25 protein-coding genes are annotated in these 24,671 nt (G+C 67.8%); 14 read left to right on the plus strand and 11 right to left on the minus strand.

The window, feature by feature from the left end; genetic code table 11:
• Nucleotides 1-90: 90 nt before the first annotated feature.
• Genes V3B30_RS12010 through coaBC form a run of 3 tightly spaced genes read right to left on the minus strand, consistent with a single transcriptional unit; the run spans nucleotide 91 to nucleotide 4,208 of the window.
• Nucleotides 91-2,436, minus strand: coding sequence for a phosphomannomutase/phosphoglucomutase (locus V3B30_RS12010; protein WP_262083964.1), 2,346 nt, complete (start codon nucleotides 2,434-2,436; stop codon nucleotides 91-93).
• A gap of 12 nt (nucleotides 2,437-2,448) precedes the next feature.
• Complete coding sequence (dut, locus tag V3B30_RS12015; RefSeq protein ID WP_262083965.1) at nucleotides 2,449-2,922, minus strand: dUTP diphosphatase; 474 nt, start codon at nucleotides 2,920-2,922, stop codon at nucleotides 2,449-2,451.
• On the minus strand, nucleotides 2,919-4,208 hold the full coding sequence (coaBC, locus tag V3B30_RS12020; RefSeq protein ID WP_262083966.1) for a bifunctional phosphopantothenoylcysteine decarboxylase/phosphopantothenate--cysteine ligase CoaBC: 1,290 nt from the start codon (nucleotides 4,206-4,208) through the stop codon (nucleotides 2,919-2,921). The genes dut and coaBC overlap by 4 nt, the downstream gene beginning before the upstream one ends.
• A 199-nt stretch (nucleotides 4,209-4,407) precedes the next feature.
• Between coaBC and V3B30_RS12025 the strand changes: the two genes are divergently transcribed.
• The 4 genes from V3B30_RS12025 (at nucleotide 4,408) to V3B30_RS12040 (ending at nucleotide 8,532) form a co-directional block, all read left to right on the plus strand.
• Nucleotides 4,408-5,034: a response regulator transcription factor gene (locus tag V3B30_RS12025; RefSeq protein WP_262083967.1), complete on the plus strand. Its 627-nt coding sequence runs from the start codon at nucleotides 4,408-4,410 to the stop codon at nucleotides 5,032-5,034.
• Nucleotides 5,035-5,104: 70 nt separating this feature from the next.
• Nucleotides 5,105-5,809, plus strand: coding sequence for a DNA repair protein RadC (radC, locus tag V3B30_RS12030; protein WP_262083968.1), 705 nt, complete (start codon nucleotides 5,105-5,107; stop codon nucleotides 5,807-5,809).
• A 113-nt stretch (nucleotides 5,810-5,922) separates the two neighbouring features.
• Nucleotides 5,923-7,611, plus strand: coding sequence for an arginine--tRNA ligase (gene argS / locus V3B30_RS12035; protein ID WP_262083969.1), 1,689 nt, complete (start codon nucleotides 5,923-5,925; stop codon nucleotides 7,609-7,611).
• 21 nt (nucleotides 7,612-7,632) lie between these two features.
• Nucleotides 7,633-8,532: an SPOR domain-containing protein gene (locus V3B30_RS12040; protein WP_262083970.1), complete on the plus strand. Its 900-nt coding sequence runs from the start codon at nucleotides 7,633-7,635 to the stop codon at nucleotides 8,530-8,532.
• A gap of 96 nt (nucleotides 8,533-8,628) precedes the next feature.
• Here the strand turns inward: V3B30_RS12040 and V3B30_RS12045 are convergent, their stop codons facing one another.
• Nucleotides 8,629-9,381: an SDR family NAD(P)-dependent oxidoreductase gene (locus V3B30_RS12045; protein WP_100474889.1), complete on the minus strand. Its 753-nt coding sequence runs from the start codon at nucleotides 9,379-9,381 to the stop codon at nucleotides 8,629-8,631.
• Between the two features lie 93 nt (nucleotides 9,382-9,474).
• A complete protein-coding gene (locus V3B30_RS12050; RefSeq protein ID WP_100474890.1) occupies nucleotides 9,475-9,957 on the minus strand; it encodes a hypothetical protein in 483 nt (160 codons plus the stop codon).
• An 85-nt stretch (nucleotides 9,958-10,042) separates the two neighbouring features.
• On the opposite strand from V3B30_RS12050, the gene V3B30_RS12055 reads away from it, so the two are divergent.
• Entirely contained in the window at nucleotides 10,043-10,510 is a 468-nt protein-coding gene (locus V3B30_RS12055) for a DUF1456 family protein (RefSeq protein ID WP_100475282.1), read from the plus strand.
• Here V3B30_RS12055 and V3B30_RS12060 read toward each other — a convergent pair.
• Entirely contained in the window at nucleotides 10,479-11,366 is an 888-nt protein-coding gene (locus tag V3B30_RS12060; protein ID WP_100474891.1) for a LysR family transcriptional regulator, read from the minus strand. The two genes, V3B30_RS12055 and V3B30_RS12060, sit on opposite strands and share 32 nt — an antisense overlap.
• 50 nt (nucleotides 11,367-11,416) lie before the next feature.
• Between V3B30_RS12060 and V3B30_RS12065 the strand changes: the two genes are divergently transcribed.
• The gene (locus V3B30_RS12065; protein ID WP_100474892.1) at nucleotides 11,417-12,658 is read left to right on the plus strand and encodes an MFS transporter; all 1,242 of its coding nucleotides are present in this window, start codon (nucleotides 11,417-11,419) and stop codon (nucleotides 12,656-12,658) included.
• On the opposite strand, the gene V3B30_RS12070 is transcribed toward V3B30_RS12065, so the two are convergent.
• Nucleotides 12,655-13,353 (minus strand): TorF family putative porin, encoded by a 699-nt coding sequence (locus tag V3B30_RS12070; protein ID WP_100475283.1) that lies wholly within the window; start codon nucleotides 13,351-13,353, stop codon nucleotides 12,655-12,657. The genes V3B30_RS12065 and V3B30_RS12070 overlap by 4 nt on opposite strands.
• Before the next feature lie 179 nt (nucleotides 13,354-13,532).
• Here V3B30_RS12070 and V3B30_RS12075 point away from each other — a divergent pair, with 179 nt between their 5' ends.
• Nucleotides 13,533-13,922: a DUF6165 family protein gene (locus V3B30_RS12075; RefSeq protein ID WP_100474893.1), complete on the plus strand. Its 390-nt coding sequence runs from the start codon at nucleotides 13,533-13,535 to the stop codon at nucleotides 13,920-13,922.
• A 6-nt stretch (nucleotides 13,923-13,928) separates the two neighbouring features.
• On the opposite strand, the gene V3B30_RS12080 is transcribed toward V3B30_RS12075, so the two are convergent.
• Both V3B30_RS12080 and V3B30_RS12085 read right to left on the minus strand, forming a co-directional pair.
• Nucleotides 13,929-14,612 (minus strand): response regulator transcription factor, encoded by a 684-nt coding sequence (locus V3B30_RS12080; protein WP_202908136.1) that lies wholly within the window; start codon nucleotides 14,610-14,612, stop codon nucleotides 13,929-13,931.
• Between the two features lie 199 nt (nucleotides 14,613-14,811).
• On the minus strand, nucleotides 14,812-15,384 hold the full coding sequence (locus V3B30_RS12085; protein WP_100474895.1) for an Ax21 family protein: 573 nt from the start codon (nucleotides 15,382-15,384) through the stop codon (nucleotides 14,812-14,814).
• 210 nt (nucleotides 15,385-15,594) lie between these two features.
• On the opposite strand from V3B30_RS12085, the gene V3B30_RS12090 reads away from it, so the two are divergent.
• Nucleotides 15,595-17,997 (plus strand): S9 family peptidase, encoded by a 2,403-nt coding sequence (locus V3B30_RS12090; RefSeq protein ID WP_262083971.1) that lies wholly within the window; start codon nucleotides 15,595-15,597, stop codon nucleotides 17,995-17,997.
• A 91-nt stretch (nucleotides 17,998-18,088) separates the two neighbouring features.
• A complete protein-coding gene (locus V3B30_RS12095) occupies nucleotides 18,089-18,448 on the plus strand; it encodes a DUF1428 domain-containing protein (RefSeq protein WP_100474897.1) in 360 nt (119 codons plus the stop codon).
• A gap of 18 nt (nucleotides 18,449-18,466) precedes the next feature.
• Here the strand turns inward: V3B30_RS12095 and V3B30_RS12100 are convergent, their stop codons facing one another.
• Both V3B30_RS12100 and V3B30_RS12105 read right to left on the minus strand, forming a co-directional pair.
• Nucleotides 18,467-19,153 (minus strand): hypothetical protein, encoded by a 687-nt coding sequence (locus V3B30_RS12100; protein WP_262083972.1) that lies wholly within the window; start codon nucleotides 19,151-19,153, stop codon nucleotides 18,467-18,469.
• A gap of 107 nt (nucleotides 19,154-19,260) precedes the next feature.
• Nucleotides 19,261-20,169, minus strand: a complete 909-nt coding sequence (locus V3B30_RS12105) for a histone (protein WP_262083973.1) — start codon at nucleotides 20,167-20,169, stop codon at nucleotides 19,261-19,263.
• A 488-nt stretch (nucleotides 20,170-20,657) separates the two neighbouring features.
• Between V3B30_RS12105 and V3B30_RS12110 the strand changes: the two genes are divergently transcribed.
• From V3B30_RS12110 to V3B30_RS12130, 5 genes are all read left to right on the plus strand, one after another.
• Entirely contained in the window at nucleotides 20,658-22,091 is a 1,434-nt protein-coding gene (locus V3B30_RS12110) for a Do family serine endopeptidase (RefSeq protein WP_262083974.1), read from the plus strand.
• A 101-nt stretch (nucleotides 22,092-22,192) separates the two neighbouring features.
• A complete protein-coding gene (locus V3B30_RS12115; protein WP_004153835.1) occupies nucleotides 22,193-22,558 on the plus strand; it encodes a hypothetical protein in 366 nt (121 codons plus the stop codon).
• Between the two features lie 8 nt (nucleotides 22,559-22,566).
• Nucleotides 22,567-23,037 carry a phage holin family protein gene (locus V3B30_RS12120; RefSeq protein WP_262083975.1) on the plus strand — a complete coding sequence of 157 codons (471 nt, stop codon included), beginning with the start codon at nucleotides 22,567-22,569 and terminating at the stop codon, nucleotides 23,035-23,037.
• Nucleotides 23,034-23,489, plus strand: a complete 456-nt coding sequence (locus V3B30_RS12125) for a protein sip-5 (protein ID WP_262083976.1) — start codon at nucleotides 23,034-23,036, stop codon at nucleotides 23,487-23,489. The genes V3B30_RS12120 and V3B30_RS12125 overlap by 4 nt, the downstream gene beginning before the upstream one ends.
• Before the next feature lie 67 nt (nucleotides 23,490-23,556).
• Nucleotides 23,557-24,666: an AI-2E family transporter gene (locus tag V3B30_RS12130; RefSeq protein WP_262083977.1), complete on the plus strand. Its 1,110-nt coding sequence runs from the start codon at nucleotides 23,557-23,559 to the stop codon at nucleotides 24,664-24,666.
• Nucleotides 24,667-24,671: the final 5 nt, after the last annotated feature.

The following is a 24,671-nucleotide window of genomic DNA, read 5'->3' on the forward strand; positions in this document are numbered from 1 at the left end:
CCGACCAACGGTCGGCACCCTCCAAAGCGAATGATGTTGATGGTGATGCTGCCGTTGCTCCGGCGGGTACCGGGCGCAGCCCGGCCCACCTCAGAACCCCAGCGGGGTATCGCCCAGCACCGGTTGCAGCTGGCTGCGGAACAATGCCTTGATGCGCTCCAGCGCGGCCTCATCGCTGCCCTCGAAACGCAGCACCAGCACCGGCGTGGTGTTGGAGGCGCGCACCAGGCCCCAGCCATCGGCAAAGTCCACGCGCAGGCCATCGATGGTCGACAGGCGGCCCCCCACATACGGGCTGTCCGGCGACTGTGCGGCCGCCACCAGCATTGCCACCAGCGCGTGCGGCGTTCCGTCGGCCACCGGTACCTTCAGCTCCGGCGTGGCGACCATCTCGGGTAGTTCGCCCAGCACCTCGTCCGGAGTCTCCCCGCGCTGGGCAAGGATCTCCAGCAGGCGCGCAGCGGCGTACAGGCCGTCGTCGAAACCGAACCAGCGTTCCTTGAAGAAGAAATGGCCGCTCATCTCGCCGGCCAGCTCGGCATCGGTCTCGCGCATCTTCGCCTTCATCAGCGAATGCCCGGTCTTCCACATCAGCGGGCTGCCGCCATTGCGCAGCACATGGTCGGACAGCTTGCCGGTGCACTTCACGTCGTAGATCACCATCGCGCCGGGATTGCGCATCAGCACATCGGCAGCGAACAGCATCAGCAGGCGGTCGGCATGGATGATCCTGCCTTCGCCGGTGACCACGCCCAGCCGGTCACCGTCGCCATCGAATGCCACGCCGAGGTCGGCGCCGAAGCGCTTGACCGTCTGCACCAGGTCTTCCAGGTTGGCCGGCTCGCTCGGATCGGGGTGATGATTCGGGAAGGTGCCGTCGACATCGCAGTACAGCGGGATGACGTCGGCGCCGATCGCTTCCAGCAGCTGCGGCGCCAGGGCACCGGCCACGCCATTGCCGGCATCGGCCACGACCTTCAGCGGACGGTCCAGCTGCACGTCATCGGCGATGCGCTGGATGTAATCGGCACTGACATCGCGCTGCTGGTAGTCACCCGGCTCGGCGGCCTGCACCAGGCGGCCCTCGACGATGCGCTGGTAGAGATCAGTGATGGCATCGCCGGACAGCGTCTCGCCGCCGATGACCACCTTGAAGCCGTTGTATTCCGGTGGATTGTGGCTGCCAGTGACTGCCACGCAGCTGCCGGTACGCAGGTGGAAGGCCGCGAAGTACACGAGCGGGGTCGGCGCCAGGCCGATGTCGATCACCGCGCAGCCGGCACGGCGCAGGCCCTCGGCCAGCCCGGCCGTCAGCTCGGGGCCGGACAGCCGACCATCGCGTCCGATCACCACCTCACGCAGCCCCTGCTCCAACACCACGGTACCGATGGCCTGGCCGATCAGCGCCGCGGTCTTCGGTGTCAGTTCGCTGCCCACCACGCCGCGGATGTCGTAGGCGCGGAAGATTCCGGCAGCCAGTTCTTCGGCTGGCACCGGCGGTGGCGGTGGCGTGGCATCGCCACTGCTGGCCACGGCCGCCACCGGTGGCGGCGCCTGCTGCAGGCTCTCGCTCAGGGTCGGGCCATGGTCGGCCTCGGACGCGGCAGCACGGCGCGGCAATGGCAGCGACTTCGGCAGGCGGCCGCGACCGACCACCAGCAGCACGGCAATAAAGGCCAGCAGCAAGGCAACGATGGCGCTGGCCAGCGCGCCCAGGCCGAGCGGACCGGCTTCGACATTCGGCACCGACGCGACCAGCCGCAGCGGGGTGCCTGCAACCGGGCGCGCCAAGGCTTCCGCACTTTCGGCCAAGGCCGGGTTGCCCTGGGTGACCAGATCGAACCCTCCCTGGCGCAGGCCAAGGAAGCCGGCGGATGGCGCACGGACCTGGTCCAGCGGCGAGGTCAGCCGCAGCAGCGGCTGGCGGACATAGACGACCGCCGGCCCCAGGCTGCCCAGCTGCACCGGCGCGGCCAGGCCGAGGCGGTTGCCGCCGCCATCGCGGACCACGCGCAGGCTTGGCCTGGCCTCAGCCAGCGCGGCTTCCAGCAGCGCCAGGCGGGCGTACCCGAAGGTAGCCGGGTCGGCATAGGCCTTGCCCAGATCGGCCGCCAGCACCTCGACCTGCTCGACTCCCGTCCAGCTCTCGCGCAGCGCCAGCGCCGCCGCAGCGGCATCGCCGGCCTGCAGCGCCTGCTGCACGCGGTCGTTCTTCAGCTGCTGCCGCAGCTGCTGCAACTGGCCCGCGGCGGCCTGCTGCAGGCCCTGCACGGCCTGGTCACGCGCCTCTTCCAGCGCTTGCCCGTTGGCCTCCTGGCGCCATTGCTGCACCGCGCTCCATCCGAACCAGCCGGCCAGCAGGATCAACAGCACCCCCAGTAGAGGTGCATTGCGACCCAACGACCGTCCCCGCTGTCCTTCCCCGATGCCGCTCATCGATGTCCCCTGTCAACGCACCCCGGTATGGCCGAATCCACCCGCGCCCCGCACGCTGTCGGTGAAAGTATCCACCACCTGCAGGCTGACGCGGGCAATGGGCACCACCACCAGCTGCGCGATGCGATCGCCCGGCTCGATGGTGAAGGCCTCGCGGCCACGGTTCCAGACGCTGATCAGCAGCGGCCCCTGGTAGTCGGCATCGATCAGTCCGGTACCGTTGCCCAGCACGATGCCATGCCGATGGCCCAGCCCCGAACGCGGCAGGATCACCGCGCACAGGTTCGGGTCGGCAATGTGGATGGCCAGGCCGCTGGGCACCAGCGCGGTGTCACCCGGCTGCAGGGTCATCGCGGTATCCAGTGCTGCGCGCAGGTCCATGCCGGCGCTGGCTTCGGTGGCGTAGGCCGGCAGCGGCCAGCTGTCGCCGAAGCGCGGATCAAGCAGCTTGACCTGCAGCGGGTGGGAAAGGGATGCCTGGGTCATGCCTGGAGTCTCCGCGCGATCAGCGCCAGCAGTTGTTCGGCCAGCTCGCGCTTGGAGGTGGCCGGGAATACCTGTTCACCGTCCTGCCAGAAGGCAGTGGCGGCATTGTTGTCGCTCTCGAAACCGCCGCCACTGATGCCGACCTGGTTGGCGATCACCAGGTCCAGGCGCTTGTCGACCAGCTTGCCGCGCGCGTACTTCTCCACATCGTGGGTTTCGGCGGCAAAGCCGACCACCAGCTTCAGAGACTGCGTCTGCGCGGCGACTTCGGCAAGGATGTCCGGCGTGCGCACCAGCTCGATCACCAGCGACTGGCTGTCGGCGGTCTTCTTCAGCTTCTGCGGGGCGACCTGACGCGGCGTGTAGTCGGACACCGCTGCGGCACCGATATAGATGTCGGCCGGCAACGACTTCAGCACGGCATCGCGCATCTGCGCGGCCGAACGCACATCGACCCGCTGTACACCGGGGGGCGTCGCCAGCTGTACCGGGCCGCTGACCAGTACCACCTGCGCCCCCAGCGCCGCTGCGGCAGCCGCCAGGGCGAAACCCATCTTGCCGCTGCTGCGGTTGCCGACGTAGCGCACCGGATCGATGTCCTCGTAGGTCGGGCCGGCACTGATCAGCAGGCGCAGCCCCTGCAGGGCACGGGTTTCCGGCGCGGCAACCGTTGCAGCGGCGGCGCCATTGGCCGCCAGCGCGGCCACGATGTCGACGGGTTCGGCCAGCCGGCCGGGACCGGATTCACCTTCGGCCAGCGGACCATCCACCGGGCCGATCACCTGCGCGCCTCGCTGGCGCAGCAGGCCAATGTTGGCCTGGGTCGCCGGATGCAGCCACATGCGGTGGTTCATTGCCGGGCAGAACGTCAGCGGTGCGGTGCTGGCCAGGCACAACGTGCTGACCAGGTCATCGGCATGGCCCTGGGCCAGCCGGGCCAGCAGATCGGCCGTTCCCGGCGCGACCACGATGCGATCGGCCCAACGGGCCAGCTCGATGTGGCCCATGGCCTGTTCGGCAGCGCTGTCCCACAGCGTGGTGCGGGTCGGCTGCCCGGACAGCGCCTGGAAGCTGAGGGGGGTGACGAACTGCTGGGCGCCGGCGGTCATCGCCACCTGCACCTGGGCACCGGCATCGCGCAGGCGACGCACCAGTTCCAGGGCCTTGTAGGCCGCGATCCCACCTCCGACGCACAACAGCAGTTTCTGGTCTTCCAGCGCGCGAGCCGGCGCGGGGAAAGCGTTGGGGGAGTCAGCCACCTGGAATTCCTGTGCAAACGAGGGCATTAGCTTACCCGATGGTCGGTAATGTCCCGGTGCACAGTGCACATAGCGGGCGGCTATCAGCAGATGGGACTTGCACCACAGCGCTTCCGGGGTTCAAACCACTGCGTTTCGGAACTTTCCTATACCTGCAGGCCGGTCACGTTTGCAGAATCGTCAGTGGCCACCGCAGGTGTGCCGCTTCGCTTTTCAAGGATTCCGCGTGCACCCGCGCATCATCATCGCCGACGACCATCCCGTCGTCCTGCACGGCATCCGCATCGTGCTGCAGACCCATCTGATGGAGGTCGTCGGCAGCGCGCGTGACGGCGCCCAGCTGCTGCAACTGGTCGAGCACCACGGCTGCGACGCGGTGCTGACCGACCTCCACATGCCCGGCGACGGCCCGGACGGCCCGGAACTGATCGCTGAACTGCGTACCCGCCACCCCGGTATGCCGGTGGTGGTACTCACCGGCGCCCGCCACCCCGGCCTGCTCGACGGCCTGCTGCGTGAGGGTGTCAGCGGCCTGGTCGACAAGTGCGCCGATTTCGGCGAGCTGCCCCAGGCCTTGAACGCAGCCATGGCGGGCCAGGTGTTCGTCTCGCAGCAGCTGCGCCACCACCTGCAGGCCCGCGACCTGATGTTCGCGCGCGAACCGGCGGCGCTGTCGGCCCGCGAGCAGGAAGTGCTGGACCTGCTGGCCGCGGGGCTGAAGGTGAACGCCATCGCCGTCCATTGCGGCCGCAGCCCGAAGACGATCAGCCGGCAGAAGGCCGAGGCCAAGCGCAAGCTGGGCCTGCAGAACAACCAGGAGCTGTTCGCCTACCTGCAGTCGCGGCGCGACTGAGGCAACGTCCGACCCGGACGTGCGCGATGCCCTGATGTGACGCATCGTCCGTACTGCCGATGATGCAGGCATGCCCATCCATGACTGGCCCGAACAGGAACGCCCCCGCGAAAAGCTGATCGCACGCGGCCCTGCCATGCTGTCCGACGCAGAGCTCCTGGCGCTGTTCCTGGGCTCGGGCTTCGGTGGCCGCGACGCGGTGCAGACCGCGCGCGACCTGCTGCAGGCGCATGGCCCCCTGCGCGTCCTGCTGGACCGCCCCGCCCGCGAGCTGGCCCGCCTGCCCGGGCTGGGCCCGGCCCGCAGCTGTACGCTGGCTGCCGGACTGGAACTGGCCCACCGTTATCTGGCCGCGGAGCTGGAACACGGCGAAGCAGTCGGCAACAACCCGGCCGCAGTCGGCCGCTATCTGCAGCACCGCCTGCGCGGCCAGGCCCGTGAGATCTTCATGGCGCTGTTCCTGGACAACCGCCACCGCCTGATCGCCTGCGAGGAGCTGTTCCAGGGCACCATCAACGCCGCCCCGGTCTATCCCCGCGAAGTGGTGCGGCGAGCCCTGCTGCACAATGCAGCAGCGGTGATCCTCAGCCACAACCACCCGTCCGGCGACCCCGAGCCCTCCAGCGCCGATACCCGCATCACCGACGAACTGCAACAGGCGCTGGCACTGGTGGACGTGCGCCTGCTGGATCATTTCGTGGTGGGCGAGGGTCGTCCCGTTTCGTTTGCTGAACGGGGCCTGCTGGCCCAGCCCCAGCCGCGGCTGTTCGGCTGAACGGCCCTGGCCCGGGGCGGGCGGATGCCCCGGCAGGCATGTTCTGGTCAGCGTGGGCGCGGGTATCTGCGCTAAAATGGGCGATTCCGCCGCTCATTCTCACAGCAGGCCTCGTGAAAAATCTCCTCCGCGCCCTGATCAGCCAAGGCATCGAAGCCTTGCGCGCCAATGGCACCCTGACCGCCGACTCGCTGCCGCCGGAGTTCGTGGTCGAGCGCCCGAAGACCCGCGACCATGGCGACTTCGCCACCAACGCCGCGATGCTGCTGGCCAAGGCCGCGCGCAGCAATCCGCGTGCACTGGCACAGGCGCTGGTCGAGGCGCTGCCGCGCAGTGAGGACGTGAGCAAGGTCGAGATCGCCGGTCCCGGCTTCATCAACTTCCACCTGGCCCCGGCCGCGTACCAGCGTGAAGCCGCGTCGGTCATCAAGGAAGCCCACGACTACGGCCGCAACCTGTCCGGCAATGGCCGCACGGTGGGCGTGGAGTACGTGTCGGCCAACCCGACCGGCCCGCTGCATGTCGGCCATGGCCGCGCGGCGGCGATCGGCGACTGCGTGGCACGCGTGCTCGATGCGAACGGCTGGAACGCCAAGCGCGAGTTCTACTACAACGACGCCGGCGTGCAGATCGAGAACCTGGCGTTGTCCACCCAGGCCCGGATCAAGGGCGTCGCACCGGACCAGGACGGCTGGCCGGAAGGCGGCTACCGCGGTGAATACATCGCCGACGTCGCCCGCGCCTACATGGCCGGCGCCAGCGTCGACCTGGAGGGCAGCACCGTGGTCGGTGCCAAGGACCCGGACGACATGCAGGCGATCCGCCGCTTCGCTGTGGCCTACCTGCGCAACGAGCAGAACCTGGACCTGGCCGCGTTCGGCGTCGACTTCGACATCTACTTCCTGGAAAGCTCGCTGTACGCCGACGGCAAGGTCGCCGAAGCGGTGGCCAAGCTGCAGGCGTCCGGCCACACCTATGAGGAAGGCGGCGCGCTTTGGCTGCGCAGCACCGACTTCGGTGACGACAAGGACCGCGTGATGCGCAAGTCCGACGGCACGTTCACTTACTTCGTGCCGGACGTGGCCTACCACCTGTCCAAGTGGCAGCGCGGCTACGAGCGCGCGATCACCGAACTGGGCGCCGACCACCATGGCTCGCTGGCGCGCGTGCGCGCCGGCCTGCAGGCGATGGAAGTGGGCATCCCGCAGGGCTGGCCGGAATACGTGCTGCACCAGATGGTCACCGTCATGCGCGGCGGCGAAGAAGTGAAGCTGTCCAAGCGTGCCGGCAGCTACTTCACCTTGCGCGACCTGATCGAGGAAGCCGGCCGCGATGCGACCCGCTGGTTCCTGATCGCGCGCAAGCCCGATTCGCAGCTGACCTTCGACATCGACCTGGCCCGCCAGCAGAGCAACGACAACCCGGTGTTCTACGTGCAGTACGCGCACGCCCGTGTCTGCAGCCTGCTGCGCCAGGCGCAGGAAAAAGGCCTGGTGTACGAGCAGGGCAATGGCCTGGCCAACCTGGGCCGCCTGGCAGACGACGCCTCACTGGTGCTGATGAACGAGATCTCGCGGTATCCGGAAGTGGTGGAAGCGGCCGGCGTGGCGCTGGAACCGCATCTGGTGGCGCAGTACCTGCGTGAATTGGCGCATGCCTTCCACACGTGGTATCACGGGACGCCGGTGCTGGTGGACGACGCCGCCGATCGCAATGCCAAGCTGACCCTGGCCTGCGCGGCGCGCCAGGTGCTGGCCAACGGCCTCGAACTCCTGGGCGTGAGCGCCCCGGAAAAAATGTAAGCATCAGGAGACGCAGTACACATGGCAGCACGACGCGGCAAAAGCCAGGCACGACGCAACAGCAGCAGCCAGGGCACACCCGGATGGGTGTGGCTGGTGGCCGGTGTGGCGATCGCCGCCGTGGTGTTCCTGGCGGCGCCGAACCTGTTCAAGGGCGAAGGCGATGGCTTCCTGCGCGCCGGCCCGCAGCCGAACCCGAACGCGCAGCCGGCCCCGGTTGCTGATGCCGACAGCGATGTCGGCAGCCAGCCAGCCGCGCAGCCGGCCACGCCGAAGCCGGCCGAACCGGAGAAGCCCGCCGCGACGCAGTACGACTTCTACACCCTGCTGCCGGGCAAGGAAGTAGAAATGTCCGACGCCGAACTGGCCGCCAGCGCGCGCGCCGAGGACCAGCGCCGGGCCAAGGCCGAAGCGTCGCGCGCGCAGGCCGCACTGGAAGGCAAGCCGGTGCCGCCGGCGAGCACGGCCACGCCGGCACCGACCGCAACGTCCAGCGTCGCCAGCACCGCACCGGTGACCGCAACCCACCGTCCGCTGCCGGCACCGCTGAGCGAACGCCCGGCCGCGGCAACCCCGCCGGCCAGCACCGCCCCCGCGTCGACCAGCACGGCGGCCGCCACCCCGGCACCGCGCGCGGAAACCGCACCCTCAACGCCGGCGACCACTGCCGCCCCAGCAGCGGCCGACAACGCGCGTTACATCCTGCAGGCAGGTGCCTTCGGTGCGTCCGGCGATGCCGAAGCCACCAAGGCCAAGCTGGCGATGATGGGCCTGGCGGCTCGCGTGGAATCGGCGCAGATCAACGGCAAGACCGTGTACCGCGTACGCATGGGGCCATACGGCAGCGCCAGCGAGCTGTCTGAAGCCAAGCAGAAGCTGGATGGCACCGGCCTGCAGGCGATGGCGATCAAGGCGCAGTGAGTCTGCCGGCGTGGATGAAAATGAAAAAGCCGGGCATTGCCCGGCTTTTTTTTTGCTTCTGCAGCGCCGGGCCATGTTCGACGCTACAAACGGCGGTCAGCTCTCGCGGGCGACCTGGAAACCAGCGAACGACTGGCTGACCGGCATCAGCTCCAGGCGATTGATGTTCAGGTGCGGTGGCAGCGTGGCCACCCAGAAGATCTGTTCGGCGATGTCCTCGGCGGTCATCGGGTTGGCGCCGCTGTACAGCTTGTCCGACGCGTTCTGGTCGCCGTGGGTGCGAACCACGGTGAACTCGGTCTCGGCCATGCCCGGCTCGATGGTGGTCACGCGCACGCCGGTGCCGTGCAGGTCCGAACGCAGGCCGAGTGAGAACTGGCTGACGAAGGCCTTGGTGCCGCCGTAGGCGTTGCCCCCCGGGTACGGGTAGACACCGGCCACCGACGAGATGTTGATGATTGCGCCCTTGCGCTCCACCAGCTGCGGCAGCAGGCGGTGGGTCAGTGTCACCAGCGCGGTGATGTTGGTGTCGATCATCGTGGTCCAGTCCGACAACGTGGCGCTCTGCGCCGGCGCTGTGCCCTGCGCCAGGCCAGCGTTGTTGACCAGCAGATCGATCTCGCCGAAGGCCGGCGGCAGTGCCAGCAGCGCCGCTTCCATCGCGACCGGATCGCGGATGTCGAAGACGGCGGCATGCACCACGTCCTTGCCATAGCGCTCGACCAAGGGCTGCAGGCGTTCACCGCGGCGGCCGGTGGCGATCACCTTCCAGCCGGCCTGGGCGAAGCGGTGAACGGCTGCGGCGCCGAAGCCGGAAGTGGCGCCGGTAATCAGGGCAGTGCGGGTCATGCAGACAACTCCGTGAGGAACCAGGCCATCATTCTGGCACCCTCGGCCGCCCGCTGCGTTGCCGCATCAGGCCGCGGTCTGCGCCGGCGAGGTTCAACGCAGGCGGAACACCCTTGCCTTGGGCAGGTCTTCATCCACCTGCAGGAACCAGCGCCCCGCGATACCCGGAATCACTTCGATCTGCGGTGCCTGCAGGGTCTTGCGCAATGTCATCTGGCCCTTCATCACCTGCCACTGCTGGCCGTTGTCCAGGGTGAACACCGTACCCGGTTCCCAGCCCGCGACGTCTCCGACCACACGGGCGCTGACCGGCCCCTCATCCAGGCCCAGGTGCATCGCCGCCGGGGCGGGAACGTTGGCCGGTACCGGCGCGCCCGCAACCGCAGTGACTGGCACCGGGTGGCGCCCCTCGGCATCGCGCAGCACGCGGTTCAGGGCCTGCAACTGAGCCGCACTGAGCCCAACTTCGGCCAGCTGGGCCGCACTCAGCCGTTGTTCGACCGGCACGAAGCGGTCCAGTGCGTTGGAGGCGAAGCTGCTGGTAGCAAGCAGGGTGGCGAGGAGGTACCGGCGCATCGGCAAAGATCTCTGCAGGAGAGCGCTCACGATGCTGCAATACGATGACAGTCCGGTGACAAGCGCCAGGCCGGTACAATGGGCCATGATCAACAACGATGTCCTGCGCAGCGTGCGCTATTCCCTGGACCTGGGCGACCACCACGTGGTAACCCTGTGCCAGATGGCCGACCCGGCCTTCGCCGTGGATCCCGAGCAGGTGAAGGCCTGGCTGCGCCGCGAGGACGAAGCCGGTTTCGAGGCGATGAGCGACAGCGCGCTGGCGCACTTCCTCGATGGCCTGATCGTGCACCTGCGCGGTCGCGATGAGAGCCAGCCGCAGCGTGCGGTGGAAACCCGCATCGACAACAACCTGGTGCTGAAGAAGCTGCGCGTGGCGTTCCAGCTGCGCGACGTCGATCTGATGGAGATCTTCGCCAGCGCCGGCTTCAACGTGTCCAAGTCGGAAGTCGGCGCGCTGTTCCGCCAGCCCGGCCATGCCAATTACCGGCGTTGCCTGGACCAGATGCTGCGCAATTTCCTCAAGGGCCTGAGCCTGCGCCTGCGCGGCTGAGCACGGCCTCGACGAAGGCCCGCGCCGCCGGTGTCGGCAGCCGCTGCCAGACCAGGTGCACGCGTCGGGTCGGGGCCGGCTGCAACGGAATCTGCACCACCCCCTGGAACCCGTCGGCGATCAACGCCGGCACGATGCCAACCGCCAGCCCATGGCGGACGAAGCGCTCGACCAGTTCCATCAGGTTGACCTCGAAACGCACCGTGTGTGGCAGCCCCGCGACGGCGAAGGCATCGTCGGTCTGCCGGCGCGCACCGGTACCACGCGGGAAGTCGACCAGCGCTTCATCCTGCAGCGCGGTCAAGGGCAACCGTTTGCACCCGGCCAGCGGGTGCGATGGCGCCAGCACCGCCACCAGATCCTCCTCCTGCAGCATGCGGTGACAGACCCCGTCCAGCGCTGCCGACGGCGCCAGACCGACCAGCGCCACGTCCAGCGCACGTGACTGCACCTGCGCGATCAGGTCCTCGCTCTTGTCCACCCGCAACTGGAACTCCACCTGCGGGTGCACCTGCTGGAAGGCCGCCAGCATCGCCACGACGTCGATGCCGGTCAGCGAAGAGATCTGCCCGATGGCCAGCAACCCGCGCACCTCGCCACTGACGGCAGCCACGTCGGCGCGCAGATGGCGCAGGCTGGCCAGCACCTGGCGTGCGTGCACCAGCAGCGCCTCGCCGGCGGCGGTGGCCCGCACCTGGCGTGGCAGGCGCTCGAACAGCGTTGTGCCCAGTTCCTGTTCAAGATGGGCGATCTGGTGACTGAGCGCGGACTGCACCACGTGGCAGCGCTCGGCGGCACGGGTGAAATTGCCCTCTTCGGCCAGCGCCACGGCGAATTCGAGCTGCTTGAGATTCACGCAACCATCTCATTTTCAGATGACAGGGATGATGATGATTCATTTCCATCATGATCGCAGCAGGCGGACACTGTGCACCCCGCTTCCTGGAACACCGCGTGAGCCCGTCCCTCCCCCCTCTGCACCGCTGGCAGGTGCTGCTGATGTCGGTCGCCACCGGCGTGGCCGTGGCCAGCAACTACTATGCGCAACCGCTGCTGCACACCATCGCAGATGCCTTCGGCGTGCCGTTCGGCCAGGTCGGCATGGTGGTCACCGCTGCGCAGCTGAGCTATGCCGCTGGACTGATCCTGCTGGTGCCGCTGGGTGACCTGTTCGAACGCCGCCGCCTGATCGTGGTGATGAGCCTGCTGTCGGCGGGTGGGCTGGTGATCAGTGCCTGTGCGCCGTCCTTGACATGGTTGCTGGTGGGCACCGCGATCACCGGCCTGTTCTCGGTGGTGGCACAGGTACTGGTTCCGTTTGCGGCCACGCTGGCCGCGCCGGAACATCGTGGCCGCGTGGTCGGCACGTTGATGAGTGGCCTGCTGCTGGGCATCCTGCTGGCGCGTACCGTGGCCGGCCTGCTTTCCAGCCTGGGCGACTGGCGCCTGGTGTATGCGATCGCCGCCGGCACCCTGGTGCTGACCGCACTGGCATTGCAGCGCGGGCTGCCGCGATTCCATCACAGCGCCGGCCTCGGCTATTTCGCATTGCTGCGCTCGATCGGCGTGCTGTTCGTGCAGGAGCCGGTGTTGCGCCAGCGCACCCTGCTGGGTGCCTGCAGCTTCGCCATGTTCGCGATCTTCTGGACTCCGCTTGCGTTCCTGCTGGCGCAGCCGCCTTACGCCTACAGCGATGCCACCATCGGCCTGTTCGGGCTGGTCGGTGCCGCCGGCACGCTGGCCGCGGGCCTGGCCGGCCGCATGTCCGACCGTGGCCAGACCGGTCGTGCGACCGCCATCGCGCTGGTGCTGTTGCTGCTGTCGTGGCTGCCACTGGGGTTGTCGGCCCACTCGCTGCTGGCGTTGCTGGTTGGCGTGGTGGTGCTGGACCTGGCCGCGCAGCTGCTGCACGTCAGCAACCAGAACCTGATCTATGCGCTGCAGCCTGCGGCACGCAACCGCCTCAATGCCGGTTACATGACCGGTTATTTCATCGGCGGCTCGCTGGGCTCGCTGCTGTCGGCGCAGGTCTACCAGCGCTTCGGCTGGACCGGCATCTGCGTGGCCGGTGCCGCGGTGGCCGTGCTTGCCCTGCTGCTGTGGTTGCCCGGCGCGCTGCGTGCGCGCCAGGCGGCATCGTTGAACTAGAAACTGCCCTGCAGCGCCAGTTCCCATCGCCCGCCGGCGTTGCCGGGGAACAGGCGCTTGGCAGCACTGTCGGTGTCATGCACGGTGGCGCGCAGCTCCCATGCCGGAGCCAGCGTGGCAATGGCACTGAGCTGGCCATGCAGGTAGTCCGGGCCCTGTGTGGTGGCCAGCCAGTACTGCCCCACCGCTGCTTCCAGGCGCACGCGTTCGTGCAGCGGCACACGCACGCCCAGTTGGGCATAGGTTCCGCGATGGCCACCGGCCAACGCATCATTGGAATGCGCGACCTGCAGCCAGGCACGCTCCTTCCAGGTCAGCGTGGTGTTGAGTTCGGTCCAGTCCAGCGCGCGGCCGGTGCCCGGGTACACATAGCGGGTCAGGTTCGCATCCAGCGTCCAGTCCGGTGCCAGCGCGCCGGACCAGCCCGCCACCAGGTCGAATTCGCTGCGAGCGCCATTGTCCGGTTTGAACGAGACGTTGGACCCCCACACGCTGGCGTACCAGCCCGATGGGATCGAGACCTTCGCGCCGGCCTGCACCGCCGGGTCGCCATCGCTCTGCGAGCTGCCGCGCCACACGTAATCACTGGTCAGTGCTGCGCTGCCACTGACCTTCACCTGTGCCTGCGCGCTGCCGATGCCGAGCAGGCCTGCCAGGGCGGCCACCACCGCCGCCATCATCCCCTTGCTGTTCACTGCACTGTGTTCCTCGTCGAAAGCGGCCACGCCGCCGGGACGGCAGTGTCCAGTGCGTGGCCGTAACGGATCGAGGGTGCGGCCCGGCCTGCGGCGCAAATTCGGCGTAAATCCCTTGGGATCGGGGCCACGCGCCAGCGGCGCGGTATCATGACGCCCTGTTTCCAGGAACCAACCGCGTGGACGCCATCCTGACCCCGGTATCGATCGGCGAGCTGATCGACAAGATCACCATTCTCCAGATCAAGGCAGAGCGCATCGACGATGCCGCCAAGCTGGCCAACGTGCGCACCGAGCTGGATGGCCTGCTGCCCCTGTTGCAGCAGCAGCTGCAGGCACAGCCGGCGCTGGCCGCACTGCAGCAGCAGCTGAAAGCGATCAACGAGCGCATGTGGGACATCCAGGACCAGCTGCGCGACAAGGAAGCGGCCCAGGCGTTCGACGATGCGTTCATCCAGTTGGCACGCGGCGTCTACGGCACCAACGGCGAGCGCGTGCAGGTGAAGAACGAGATCAACCGCGTGGCCGGTTCGGCACTGGTGGAAGAGAAGCAGTACCAAGGTGAGTAAGACCGCTCATCCGCACTCCAGCAGGTGCCGGAAGCGGAACAGGTCGCCGTCACCGCGGATGCCGAGCTTGCGGTAGGCCGACGTCTTCTGCGAGCTGATCGTGCTGGCCGAGCGCCCCGATCGCAGGGCCATTTCGCTGGTGCTGATCCCTTTCAGCACCAGCCCGAGCACTTCACGTTCGCGCTGGCTCAGCGGCGCCAGTGCCGGGGCCGGCATCCTGCGTGCACGGGTGCGTGGCAGATTCAGTTCCGCGCGCAGTTCCGGTGGCACGAAGCGGCCTCCCCGGGCGACCACGTCAATGGCACGCAGCAACAGGTCCGGTGGCGTCGATTTGGACAGGAAGCCGCGCGCACCAGCACGCATCGCAGTGGCCACCGTGCTGGCATTGCAGTGCGCCGAGAGCACCAGCACCGGCAGCGCCGGCCAGCGCTGCGACAGCACGCGCAACAGGGCCAATCCATCGCCCAGGTCGCCCATCGGCAACGCATCGATCAGCAGCAGGTCGACGCATGCCGGGCTGCGCTCCAGCAGCTGCAGCAGATGGGCCTCGCTGGACAGGCTCACCCGGACCTGCACGCCACTGTGCTGGCGCAGCAGCACTTCCACCCCCAACCGCAGCACCGGGTGCGGGTCCAGCAATGCCAAGCGTCGTGGCCGATCAGGCAGCAGGGGCGGGAGGGTCGGTGGCATCGCGGCCTGTCCAGGCAACATGGGGCATCCACCGTAGGTCGGTGCCCGCAGCGGCGGAATCCAATTCCTTGCAATGGCCGGCCCGCCAACCCGGTCAGTCAGACAGCGTTCCGGTTCGCCACGCCGCAAACGCAACAGGCCCGGCAAATGCCGGGCCTGTTGAAGCTTCTCCAGCGCGGGAATCGCGCCGAGTGGGCAATTACCAGCTGAAGCGCGGGCCGACGGTGTATTCCTTGTCGCCGTGGCGGTTCATCTTCAGCTCGCCGTTCAGGCCCCAGTTCTGGTTCAGCTTGACCTGACCACCCAGGCGGCCGTACCACTCGCCATCCGGATTGACGCCGTGCTTCTTGGCGTAGTCTTCGTAGCCGACCATGCCGTAGACCTCGGCGTGGGCGCCGAAGGCAGTGCGGATACCGGCTTCAGCGCTGTAGCCGTTGAAGTCCAGACCGTGCTTCGGGTCGAACTTCTGGTAGGCAACGCGGGCAACGAAGTCGGTGCTCGGAGCGATTTCAACGTTGTAGCCGGCACCGATCTTCCACTGGTCAACCTTCAGGTTGGTGTGGTCGATTTCCTGGCGGCTGTATTCGCCGAAGGCGTGGAAGTTCGGCAGGAAGCCGTAGGAACCCTTCACGCCCCAGCCATCCGCCTTGATGCCATCGACGTCGGTCTTGGCGTAGTCGGCTTCGGCGTAGTTGTAGGACAGGTTCTCAGCAGCCGAGGCGGTGAACGGCAGGGCAGCGGCCAGGGCCAGAGCAATCAGCGAATTCTTCATGGGGGTACACCTTTACTTTCTTATGGTGTGCAGCAGCGCCAAGGCGCCATCGCATCGGGAATGTAAATTCTCCGTTATTCGCCACAACGCTCCCTGAAAACAGCAGTCTTCGCATTGCTGAATTTTTTGCCTTGATTCAGGCTTCGTCTGGCATACGCGCGCGGCGCGCGTGCATCTGAATCCCGCCGACGATTGCAAAAGGAGGTTGCCTTGTACGTGCCTGCCCCGCTGCGGTTGCCGTTCTGCGCCGCCATCCTGGCCTTCGCCGGCGTGATTTCCATCGCATCGGCGCAGCCGCTGCAACCCTCCGACTACCAGCGCGCCGAACGCGTGCACGACAGTCATCTGCGCGGTGCACTGCGCAATGCTTCGATCATGCCGAACTGGTTGGCCGATGGCCGCTTCTGGTACGAGCGCGAAGATGCGCAGGGCCGACGCCAAGCGGTCCTGGTCGATCCAGCGCAGGCCACCCGGCAGATCCTGTTCGAGCCAGACGCACTGGACACTGCGGTTGCGCCCTTCGGAGCCAGCGGACCACGCCTGCGCCTGGCCAGCGTGCAGGTGATGGGTGATGGCCTGCGCCTGCGTTTCAGCGGTGAGATGCCGATCGACTGCCAATGGCCACGCTGGCACTGCGTGCGGTCGCAGGATGCAATGCCGCCGGCAGATGCGCTGCCTGCGCCCGCTGGCGATGCCTGGCTGCAGGTGCGCGACCACAATCTGTGGCTGCAGTCGCCCGGAATGGCAGCACGAGCGCTGACCACCGGCGGTGAACCCGGCCAGGGTTATGGCGTACTGCCGGACTTCACCCTGCGTGGCATTCCACGCCGCCAGGGCCGGATGCCGGCGCGGCCGTTCGCGGTCGGCTGGTCACCGGACGGCCGCTACGTGGCCGGCATCCGCTACGACGAACGTGCGCTGCAGGACTACCCCTATCTGGAAAGCACGCCGGCCAACAGCGCGCGCCCGCGCGTGCATACAGTGAAGCTGGGAGTGCTTGGCGATGCACAACAGGTACGCGACAGCCTGTATGTGGTCGATACCCGCAGCGGCAGGCAGCATGACATCGCGCTGCCCGAGGGCTGGAACACCCTGAGCGAAGCCGGCATCCTGGGCTGGGACGGTGGCCGCCTGTATGCCGTGATCGCGCACTTCGCAGCGCCACGGCGCCTGCGCCTGGTGGAGATCGAGGCCGGCAGCGGTGCACTGCGCACCGTGCTGGAGGAGGCCAGCGATACCCGCTTGCAGCTCAACGTGTACTCGTACAACCGGCCGGCGGTGGCGATCCTGCCTGGGCAGGACACGGCCGTGTGGTTCTCGCAGCGCGATGGCTGGGGCCATCTGTACCGGGTGCGCCTGTCCGACGGCAAGGTGCTGCGCCAGCTGACGCGTGGCCGCTGGGCCGCGCGTGACCTGTTGGGCGTGGACGCTGCGCGCGGCTGGGTGTACTTCAGCGCCGGGGGTGTCGAGGGGGGCGATCCCTACGTGCGCGGCCTGTACCGGGTCTCGCTGCAGGGCGGGCCGGTCCAGCGCCTGGCCGCCGAAGGCAATGACCACCTGGCCGATGCCGGTACCGGCGCGCTGTTCGGCGGGCGCGCTCCCCAGGCACTGTCGCCTGGCGGTGGCTATCTGGTGGATACCGTTTCCCGTCTCGACCAGCTACCACGCACCGTGCTGCGGGCCAGCGATGACGGCCGTGAAGTGATGGTGCTGGAAACAGCCGATGACAGCGCGATCGTTGCTGCCGGCTGGCGCCCACCACGGCGCGAACGGCTGCTGGCTGCCGACGGGCGCACGCCGATCTTCGCCACCGTCTACCTGCCCCGCGACTATCGCGATGACGGCAGCTTCCCGGTGATCGATGCGATGTACGGCGGTGCCTTCATCAGCAATGCGCCGGTGACCTATGCCGAAGCCGTATCGGCGTTGAATCCCGTCTCGCGCGCCAGCCTGGCCGAACTGGGCTTCGTGGTGGTCAGCATCGATGCGCGCGGCACCGGCGGCCGCGACAAGGCGTTCCATGACAGCAGCTTCCTGCACGCCGCCGATGTGCAGCTGGATGACCATGTGGCTGCACTGCGCCAGCTGGGCGAACGCTACCGGGGCATCGATCTGCAGCGGGTGGGCATCTATGGGCATTCGTTCGGCGGCTACAGTGCAGCACGCGCCCTGCTGCGCTATCCGGCGTTCTACAGGGTCGGCGTGGCTTCGGCTGGCAGCCACAACTTCCAGGGCATGTACGGCGGCACACTGCACGGCATGGACCGGCTGTTCGGTGGCGTGTTGCCAGCTGCGGCGATGGCCGATGGCGTGCCGCCACCCTTTGCCGGGCTCGACAATGCAGCGCTGGCCGGCAACCTGCGCGGGCATCTGCTGCTGGTTTACGGCGAACTGGACGAGAACGCACCGCCGGCACTGACCCTGCAGCTGGCTGCGGCCCTGAACACGGCCCAGCGCCGCTACGACCTGCTGTACCTGGCCCGGCAGGACCACGAGCTGTTCCGCAACGACGCCACCTACACGCACCGCATGTGGGACTACTTCGTGCGTCACCTGGCCGGCCGGGAGCCGCCGGATACGGTGCTGGCACCGCTGCCCGGCGGCCCGGGCTGAACAGGCGTACACAGGATGTCGAACCAGGGTGCCCTGGTTCGTCGGGTACTTGAAGGCCGTGCATGCGGCACGGTCCATCCGGAGGCAGGCAATGAGCTACATCGATGGTTTCGTCCTGGCGGTGCCCACCGCCAACAAGGAGAAGTTCCTCGCCCACGCACGCACGGGTGATCCCGTTTTCGTCGAGTACGGCGCGCTGCGCGTGGTCGAATGCTGGGGTGACGACGTACCGCACGGCAAGACCACCGACTTCTTCGGCGCGGTGAAAGCCACGCCGGATGAGACGGTGGTGTTTTCCTGGATCGAATGGCCGGACAAGCCGACCCGCGATGCCGGGATGAAGAAAATGATGGAAGACCCGCGGTTCGATCCGGCGAAGAATCCGATGCCGTTCGACGGCGCGCGGATGATCTACGGCGGCTTCGTGCCGATCTACGAACTGACGCGCTGAACCCGCCGGCGGACGTGCTCAGCGCGCGTCCGTTTCATCGCCGGCAGCGGCATGGCCGGCGCCCAGTGCGGCGCCGGCACCCAGGCCCATGCCACCCATGCCGGCACCCGTTCCGCCGCCGCCACCTCCACCACTGCGGGCGCCCTTGGCATCGCCATCGTTGCGGCCCTTGCCGCCGCCGCTGGCACCGGGCCGGGTCGGCCCCTGCGGTGGAATGTGCAGGTCGGACGGGATCGGCGCGAGGTCCAATGCTGCGCGCACGAAATCGCGCAGCGAGACCACCAGGTCGTGAATGTGTATCGGCCGCCCCTGTGCGAGTTCGTTGGCCGCACGCGCGGCCAGCCGAACCTGTTCGTCGGTGCCCAGCAGCAGGATGTCCGACAGCGCGGCCTCGACTGCATCGCGGATGCGGCGCGCGCGATCCGAGCGCGGCTCGGCGATGCCTTCGGCATCTTCGCGCTGGCGCAGGTCACGGCGATGGCTGGGATCCACGCCCAGTTCTCCAGTGAACGAACCCCCCAGCGTCTTGTAGGCCGCCATCAGCGTGCGCAGCCGTTCGTTGATCTGCCGGTTCTCGCGCTCGCGGCGCTGCTGCAGGGTCTGCATCACCAGCAGGCGGATGCCCACGCCCAGCAGGGTGATCAAAACCAGGCCGGCCAACGTGGACAGCACGCCCTGCCAGGAACTGAAGTCGATACCACGCATGGTCAGGGCTCCTGCAGGAAGAACCTGCATCTTGCCCCAGACCGCGCCCCATAAACGCAAAAGGCCCCACCACCCGGTGGGTGGCAGGGCCTTCGGTCACGGCGCGATTACTTGCGCTTGGCGGCCTTGCGCACGGCCTTCTTGGCCGGAGCCTTCTTGGCCGGAGCCTTCTTGGCGGCGACCTTCTTCAGCGGCGCAGCCTTCTTGGCGACCGTCTTGCGGGTGGCGGCAACCTTCTTGCCGACAACCTTCTTGGCAGCGGCGGTCTTCTTGCCGACGGCCTTCTTGGCGACGGCAGCCTTCTTGCCGACCACCTTCTTGGTGGCCGCGGTCTTCCTGGTGGCGACCTTCTTGGTGGCGGCAACCTTCTTGCCGACAACCTTCTTCGCAGCCACGGCCTTCTTGCCAGCGACCTTCTTGGCGGCGACGGTCTTCTTGCCAGCGACCTTCTTGGCGGCGACGGTCTTCTTGGCCACGGCCTTCTTGGCGGTGGCGACCTTCTTGCCGACAACCTTCTTGGCCGCAGCGGCCTTCTTGGCAACGGTCTTCTTCGCGACGGCAGCCTTCTTGGTGGCGGCCTTCTTCACGGTGGCGACCTTCTTGCCGGCAGCCTTGGTGGCGGCCTTGGTGGTCTTCTTGGCAGCAGCGGCCTTCTTGGTCACAGCCTTGCCTGCAGCGGCCTTCTTCTTGGCCACTTCCTTCTTCAGGGCAGCGGCTTCGGCCTTGGCATTCTTCTTGGCCGCTTCCAGCTTCTTCTTGGCGTTGGCAACGGTCTTGCCGACCGACTTGGCGGCCTTCTCGGCCTTCTTGGCAACGGTCTTCTCGACCTTGGCCACAGCCTTCTTGGCCTTGGCAACGCGGGTACCGGCAGCCTTGGTGGCGCGCTTGACGGTCTTCTTGACCGACTTCACGGCGTCTTCGGCGGCGTGGGCGATGGTCTCGCCGACGTTGGTGGCGGTTTCTTTGACGTTCTCGACGGCGTCGGTCACGACCGACACACCATTACCGTTGCTCATGTTGCCCTCCTGGGGGCCTTAAGTATCAAAACGGGGCGATGCTATACCGACATTGACGATCGTGGAACGGGGCACGCGCCCGCAATCGCATCTGATGCGACGGCCATGGTGTAGCGCAGCACCGCTACAAGAGCGCCGGGTTTGCAGGAAACCCCTTTTTTTAAGGACTACGCCACGCCAAGCACGCGGTCGGGGATTGCCGTTGCGTGCGGTTGCACGGATACGGCATCCGGTGCATGTTGCGGCGCATTGCGGCACCCGGCTGCGCGGAACTGCGCAAGTATCCGTCGGTGTCCGCGCGCCAAGCGATCGTCTTTGGTGGCGCAGGCTTCGCCTGTGCGGGTGTCGCCACAGCCTGGTGCCCCTCCACGCCGGCCTTTTGCAGCCTGCGATTTTCATGGCGCATTTATCCAGACCGCGACACACTCATTCAGCCTGTTTTACCGTAGGGCCGAACCGCCCCCACCCACGCCAGCGAACCGACTCCCATGCGACCGCTTCCCACTCTGCTCACGCTCGCAATCGCCGCCGCCTTCGGTGGCTTCGTTGCCACCGGCATCAATGCCCACCTGGACAACCGTGCCGACGCCGCGCCACTGCCAGCGGTACTGCCGACCACGGCGGCGTTGCCGGCCGCGGTGGCCGGGCAGGCGGTGCCATCGCTGGCGCCGATGCTGGAAAAAGCGATGCCGGCAGTGGTCAGCGTCAACACCAAGCAGGTGGTGCGCGTGCGCAACCCCTTCTTCAACGACCCGTTCTTCCGCCGCCTGTTCCCGGACATCCCGCAGGAGCGCATCAACGAATCGCTCGGCTCCGGCGTGATCATCGACGCCAAGGAAGGCCTGGTGCTGACCAACCACCATGTCATCGAGAACGCCGATGACGTGCAGGTGACACTGGCCGACGGGCGCACGGTGAAGGCCGAGTTCCTCGGCTCGGACCGCGATACCGACATCGCGCTGATCCGCATCCCGGCGCAGAACCTGACCGACATCAAGCTCGGCAACAGCGACCGCCTGCGGGTAGGCGACTTCGTGGTGGCCATCGGCAACCCGTTCGGCTTCAGCCAGACGGTCACCTCGGGCATCGTCTCGGCGGTGGGCCGCAGCGGCATCCGTGGCCTGGGCTACCAGAACTTCATCCAGACCGATGCGTCGATCAACCCGGGCAACTCCGGTGGCGCACTGGTCGACCTGCAGGGCCAGCTGGTCGGCATCAATACCGCCAGCTTCAACCCGCAGGGCAGCATGGCCGGCAACATCGGCCTGGGCCTGGCGATTCCGTCCAACCTGGCGCGCAGCGTGGTCGACCAGCTGGTCAAGCACGGCGTGGTGGTGCGCGGCACGCTGGGCGTGGAGAGCCAGAACCTGACCGCGCAGATCGCGCAGGGGCTGGGCCTGGGCGAAACGCGGGGTGCGCTGATCACACGCGTGCTGGCCGGATCGGCCGCCGCCGCGGCCGGACTGAAGCCGGGCGACGTGGTGGTCTCGGCCAACGGCCAGCGCGTGGACAGCGCCGAAGCCCTGCACAACGTGGAAGGCCTGGCGGCGGTCGGCAGCCCGCTGGCGCTGGACGTCCGACGCGAAGGCAAGCCACTGCAGATCAAGGCAACGCTGAAGGAACAGGCGCGTGCGGTCACCGGTGAGAGCCTGGACCCCCGGCTGACCGGTGCCACCTTCGTCGACCTGCCCGAGTCGCTGCGGCAGTCGGGCGTCGGCGGCGTGCTGGTCAGCGAGGTCAAGCGCGGCAGCCGCGCGGCGACCAACGGCCTGCAGCAGGGCGACATCATCACCGACGCCACCGTGGGTGAATTCGCCGACCTGGCCAGCTGGCGAGCCAATTTCCAGCAACGCCCGCCGACCCTGGTGGTGCGCGTGCTGCGCAACAACGGCCAGCAGCAGGGCCAGCTCGTGATGCGCTGATCGCCCTGCCGTAACACCCCCTATACCGCGGCAATGCTATTGCTGTCAGTCCAGGTCGGCACCGCCGACACCCGTTCCCCCATCGCAACAGGAGTGATTCGATGAGCCCCACCAATACCGAGAACCTGAAGGAACACCTGGGTGAAGCCGGTTCCCACCTGAAGCAGGCCGCCACGGCCGCCGGCGGTGCGATCAAGGGCGCAACCGGCGCAGCGACCGACGAACTGCGCATCGGCAAGGCCAACGTCAAGGCTGAACTGTCCGACAGCGCGCTGTCCGGCCTGGCCGCCGCCGAGTTCGGTGGTGCCGCCGCCAAGGAGCAGGTCGATGCCCTGATGGACAAGGGCAAGGACCTGATCGACAGCGCAGCCGAGTTGATCCGCGAGCGTCCGCTGGCCTCGTTCGGCGTCGCCTTCGCTGCCGGCTGGATCATCGCCAAGCTGGCCCGCGGCAGCAGCGACAAGTAAGCCGCGGCGTGAGCGAAGAAAACGCGCAAGCCCCTGATCCGGCGGCCACCCCGCCGCTGGATGAGAGCATCCGCCAGGTCGGCGCGGCCGGTCGTGCCGCCGCCGATTCGGCCAAGCATTCACTGCGTTCGCTGCGCCGCCTGGCCTCGGCCGACTTCGCGCTGGCACGCAGTGCGTTCGGCCGTGCACTGGCCTGGGCCGGCGTGGCGATCGTGTTCGGTGCCTCGGCCTGGCTGCTGATGGCCGCCACCCTCATCGCCCTGCTGCAGAGCTGGGGCCTGAGCTGGCTGCAGGCGCTGCTGATCACCTCGCTGCTGAGCCTGGCCGTTACCGGCTATGCGATCTGGCGGGTGTCCTACTTCTTCCACCACACCGGCATGCACGCCACCCGGCGCCAGCTGTCACGCCTGGGCCTGTTCGACGAGCCCAGCGAAGACGATCCCGATGCCGACGTGCAGCTGCCAGAGGGCAAGCCATGAAGTTCGGTGCACTGCAGCGGCGGGTGAAACGCTGCGAACAGGTGGTGACCGTGCGCCTGGTCGAGACCCAGGACCACTGGTCCACGCTCAGCCAGGTCTGGCGACAGGGCTGGTCACCGCTGCGCATCGTGGTGGTCGGCCTGGCCGGCGGCTTCATTGCCGGCAAGCTGGAAGTACCGGGCAAGGTCAACGGTGCGCGCTGGCTGCAGATGGTGGGTTCAGTCTCGAACCTGTTCGCCAGCGCGCAGGCCGCGTTCGCCACGGCCATGGCGGCGCAGGCGGCCGCCACCGCCGACGACGCGGCCGAAGAAGCCGGCGAGGCCAGCGAACAGGCGTCAGCGGCGGCCGCTGCTGCTGAAGCACCGCCTGCACCGGCACCGCGCCCGGAACCCGAACCGGAACTGCGCGAACCGCGCCCGGCCGAAGCGGCCACCGAGCTGTCCGAACGTTGATCCACGGAATCCGCCGCGCCGATCACGGCCGGCGGATAATGCGCTCCCCTTCCCGGTTGGTGCGTCGATGAGCGAGTCCCACCTGTCCCCGTCACCGGCCAGCCCCGAACAGCCCGACGCACCGTTGCCGCCACCGTCGCGTCCGCGCGGACCGATGTCGCTGGTGGTGCTGGCGACCCTGGCGGTGGGCTACACGCTATGGGCGGCGCAGGACATCATCCTGCCGGTGCTGCTGGCAATGTTCTTCGCGCTGGTCGGCAATCCGATCCTGCGCCTGCTGCAGAAGCTGTGGATTCCGCGTGCGCTGGGCGCACTGCTGATCCTCGGTGCCGGCCTGGGCGTGACCGGCTCGCTGGCAGTGCAGCTGATCGGACCGTCGATGGAGTGGGCGCAGGAAGCACCGCAGCAGCTGCGCAAGATCGCCCGCCAGGTACAGGACCTGACCAAGCCGGTGCAGCAGGCCAACCAGGCCGCGGAGAACTTCGCCCGCGTTGCCGGCGGCGACAGCAACCGCAAAGTGCAGGTGATCCGCGCCCAGCTCGACGACCCGTACCGCATGCTGACCCGTGCGCCACGGCTGGCCGCGTCGGTGCTGGCGGTGGTGCTGCTGACCCTGTTCTTCATGATTTACGGGCAGAGCTTGCAGCGCGCGGCGATCGCCCTGTTCCCGAACCGCCAGCAGCAGCGCTTCACCAGTGCCATCCTGCGTTCGATCGAGCGCGAGGTCTCGCGGTATGTGCTGACCATCAGCGTGATCAACACCCTGGTCGGGCTGGTGTTCGCCGGTGTGCTGATGCTGCTCGGCATCGGCCTGCAGGAAGCGCTGCTGTGGGGCACGGTGGCTGCGCTGCTGAATTTCGCCCCGTACGTGGGGCCGCTGATCGGCGTGGCACTGATGCTGCTGATGGGCTTCGTCGAGTTCCGCGATCCGCTGCAGGCCCTGCTGCCGGCCGCCGCCTACCTGGCCCTGCACACCCTGGAAGGGCAGATGGTGACCCCGATCGTACTGGGCCGGCGCATGAAGCTGTCGCCGCTGGTGCTGATCCTGGCGCTGATGGTGTTCGGCTGGGCCTGGGGCATGATCGGCCTGCTGCTGGCGGTGCCGCTGCTGGTCTGCATCAAGCTGGTGCTGGCGCGACTGGACGGCATGCAGGGCTGGGCGCGGCTGCTGGAATGAAAGCC

Origin of the sequence: Stenotrophomonas sp. SMYL41, from assembly GCF_036319965.1 — a bacterium.
Taxonomy (GTDB): Bacteria; Pseudomonadota; Gammaproteobacteria; order Xanthomonadales; family Xanthomonadaceae; genus Stenotrophomonas; species Stenotrophomonas maltophilia_R.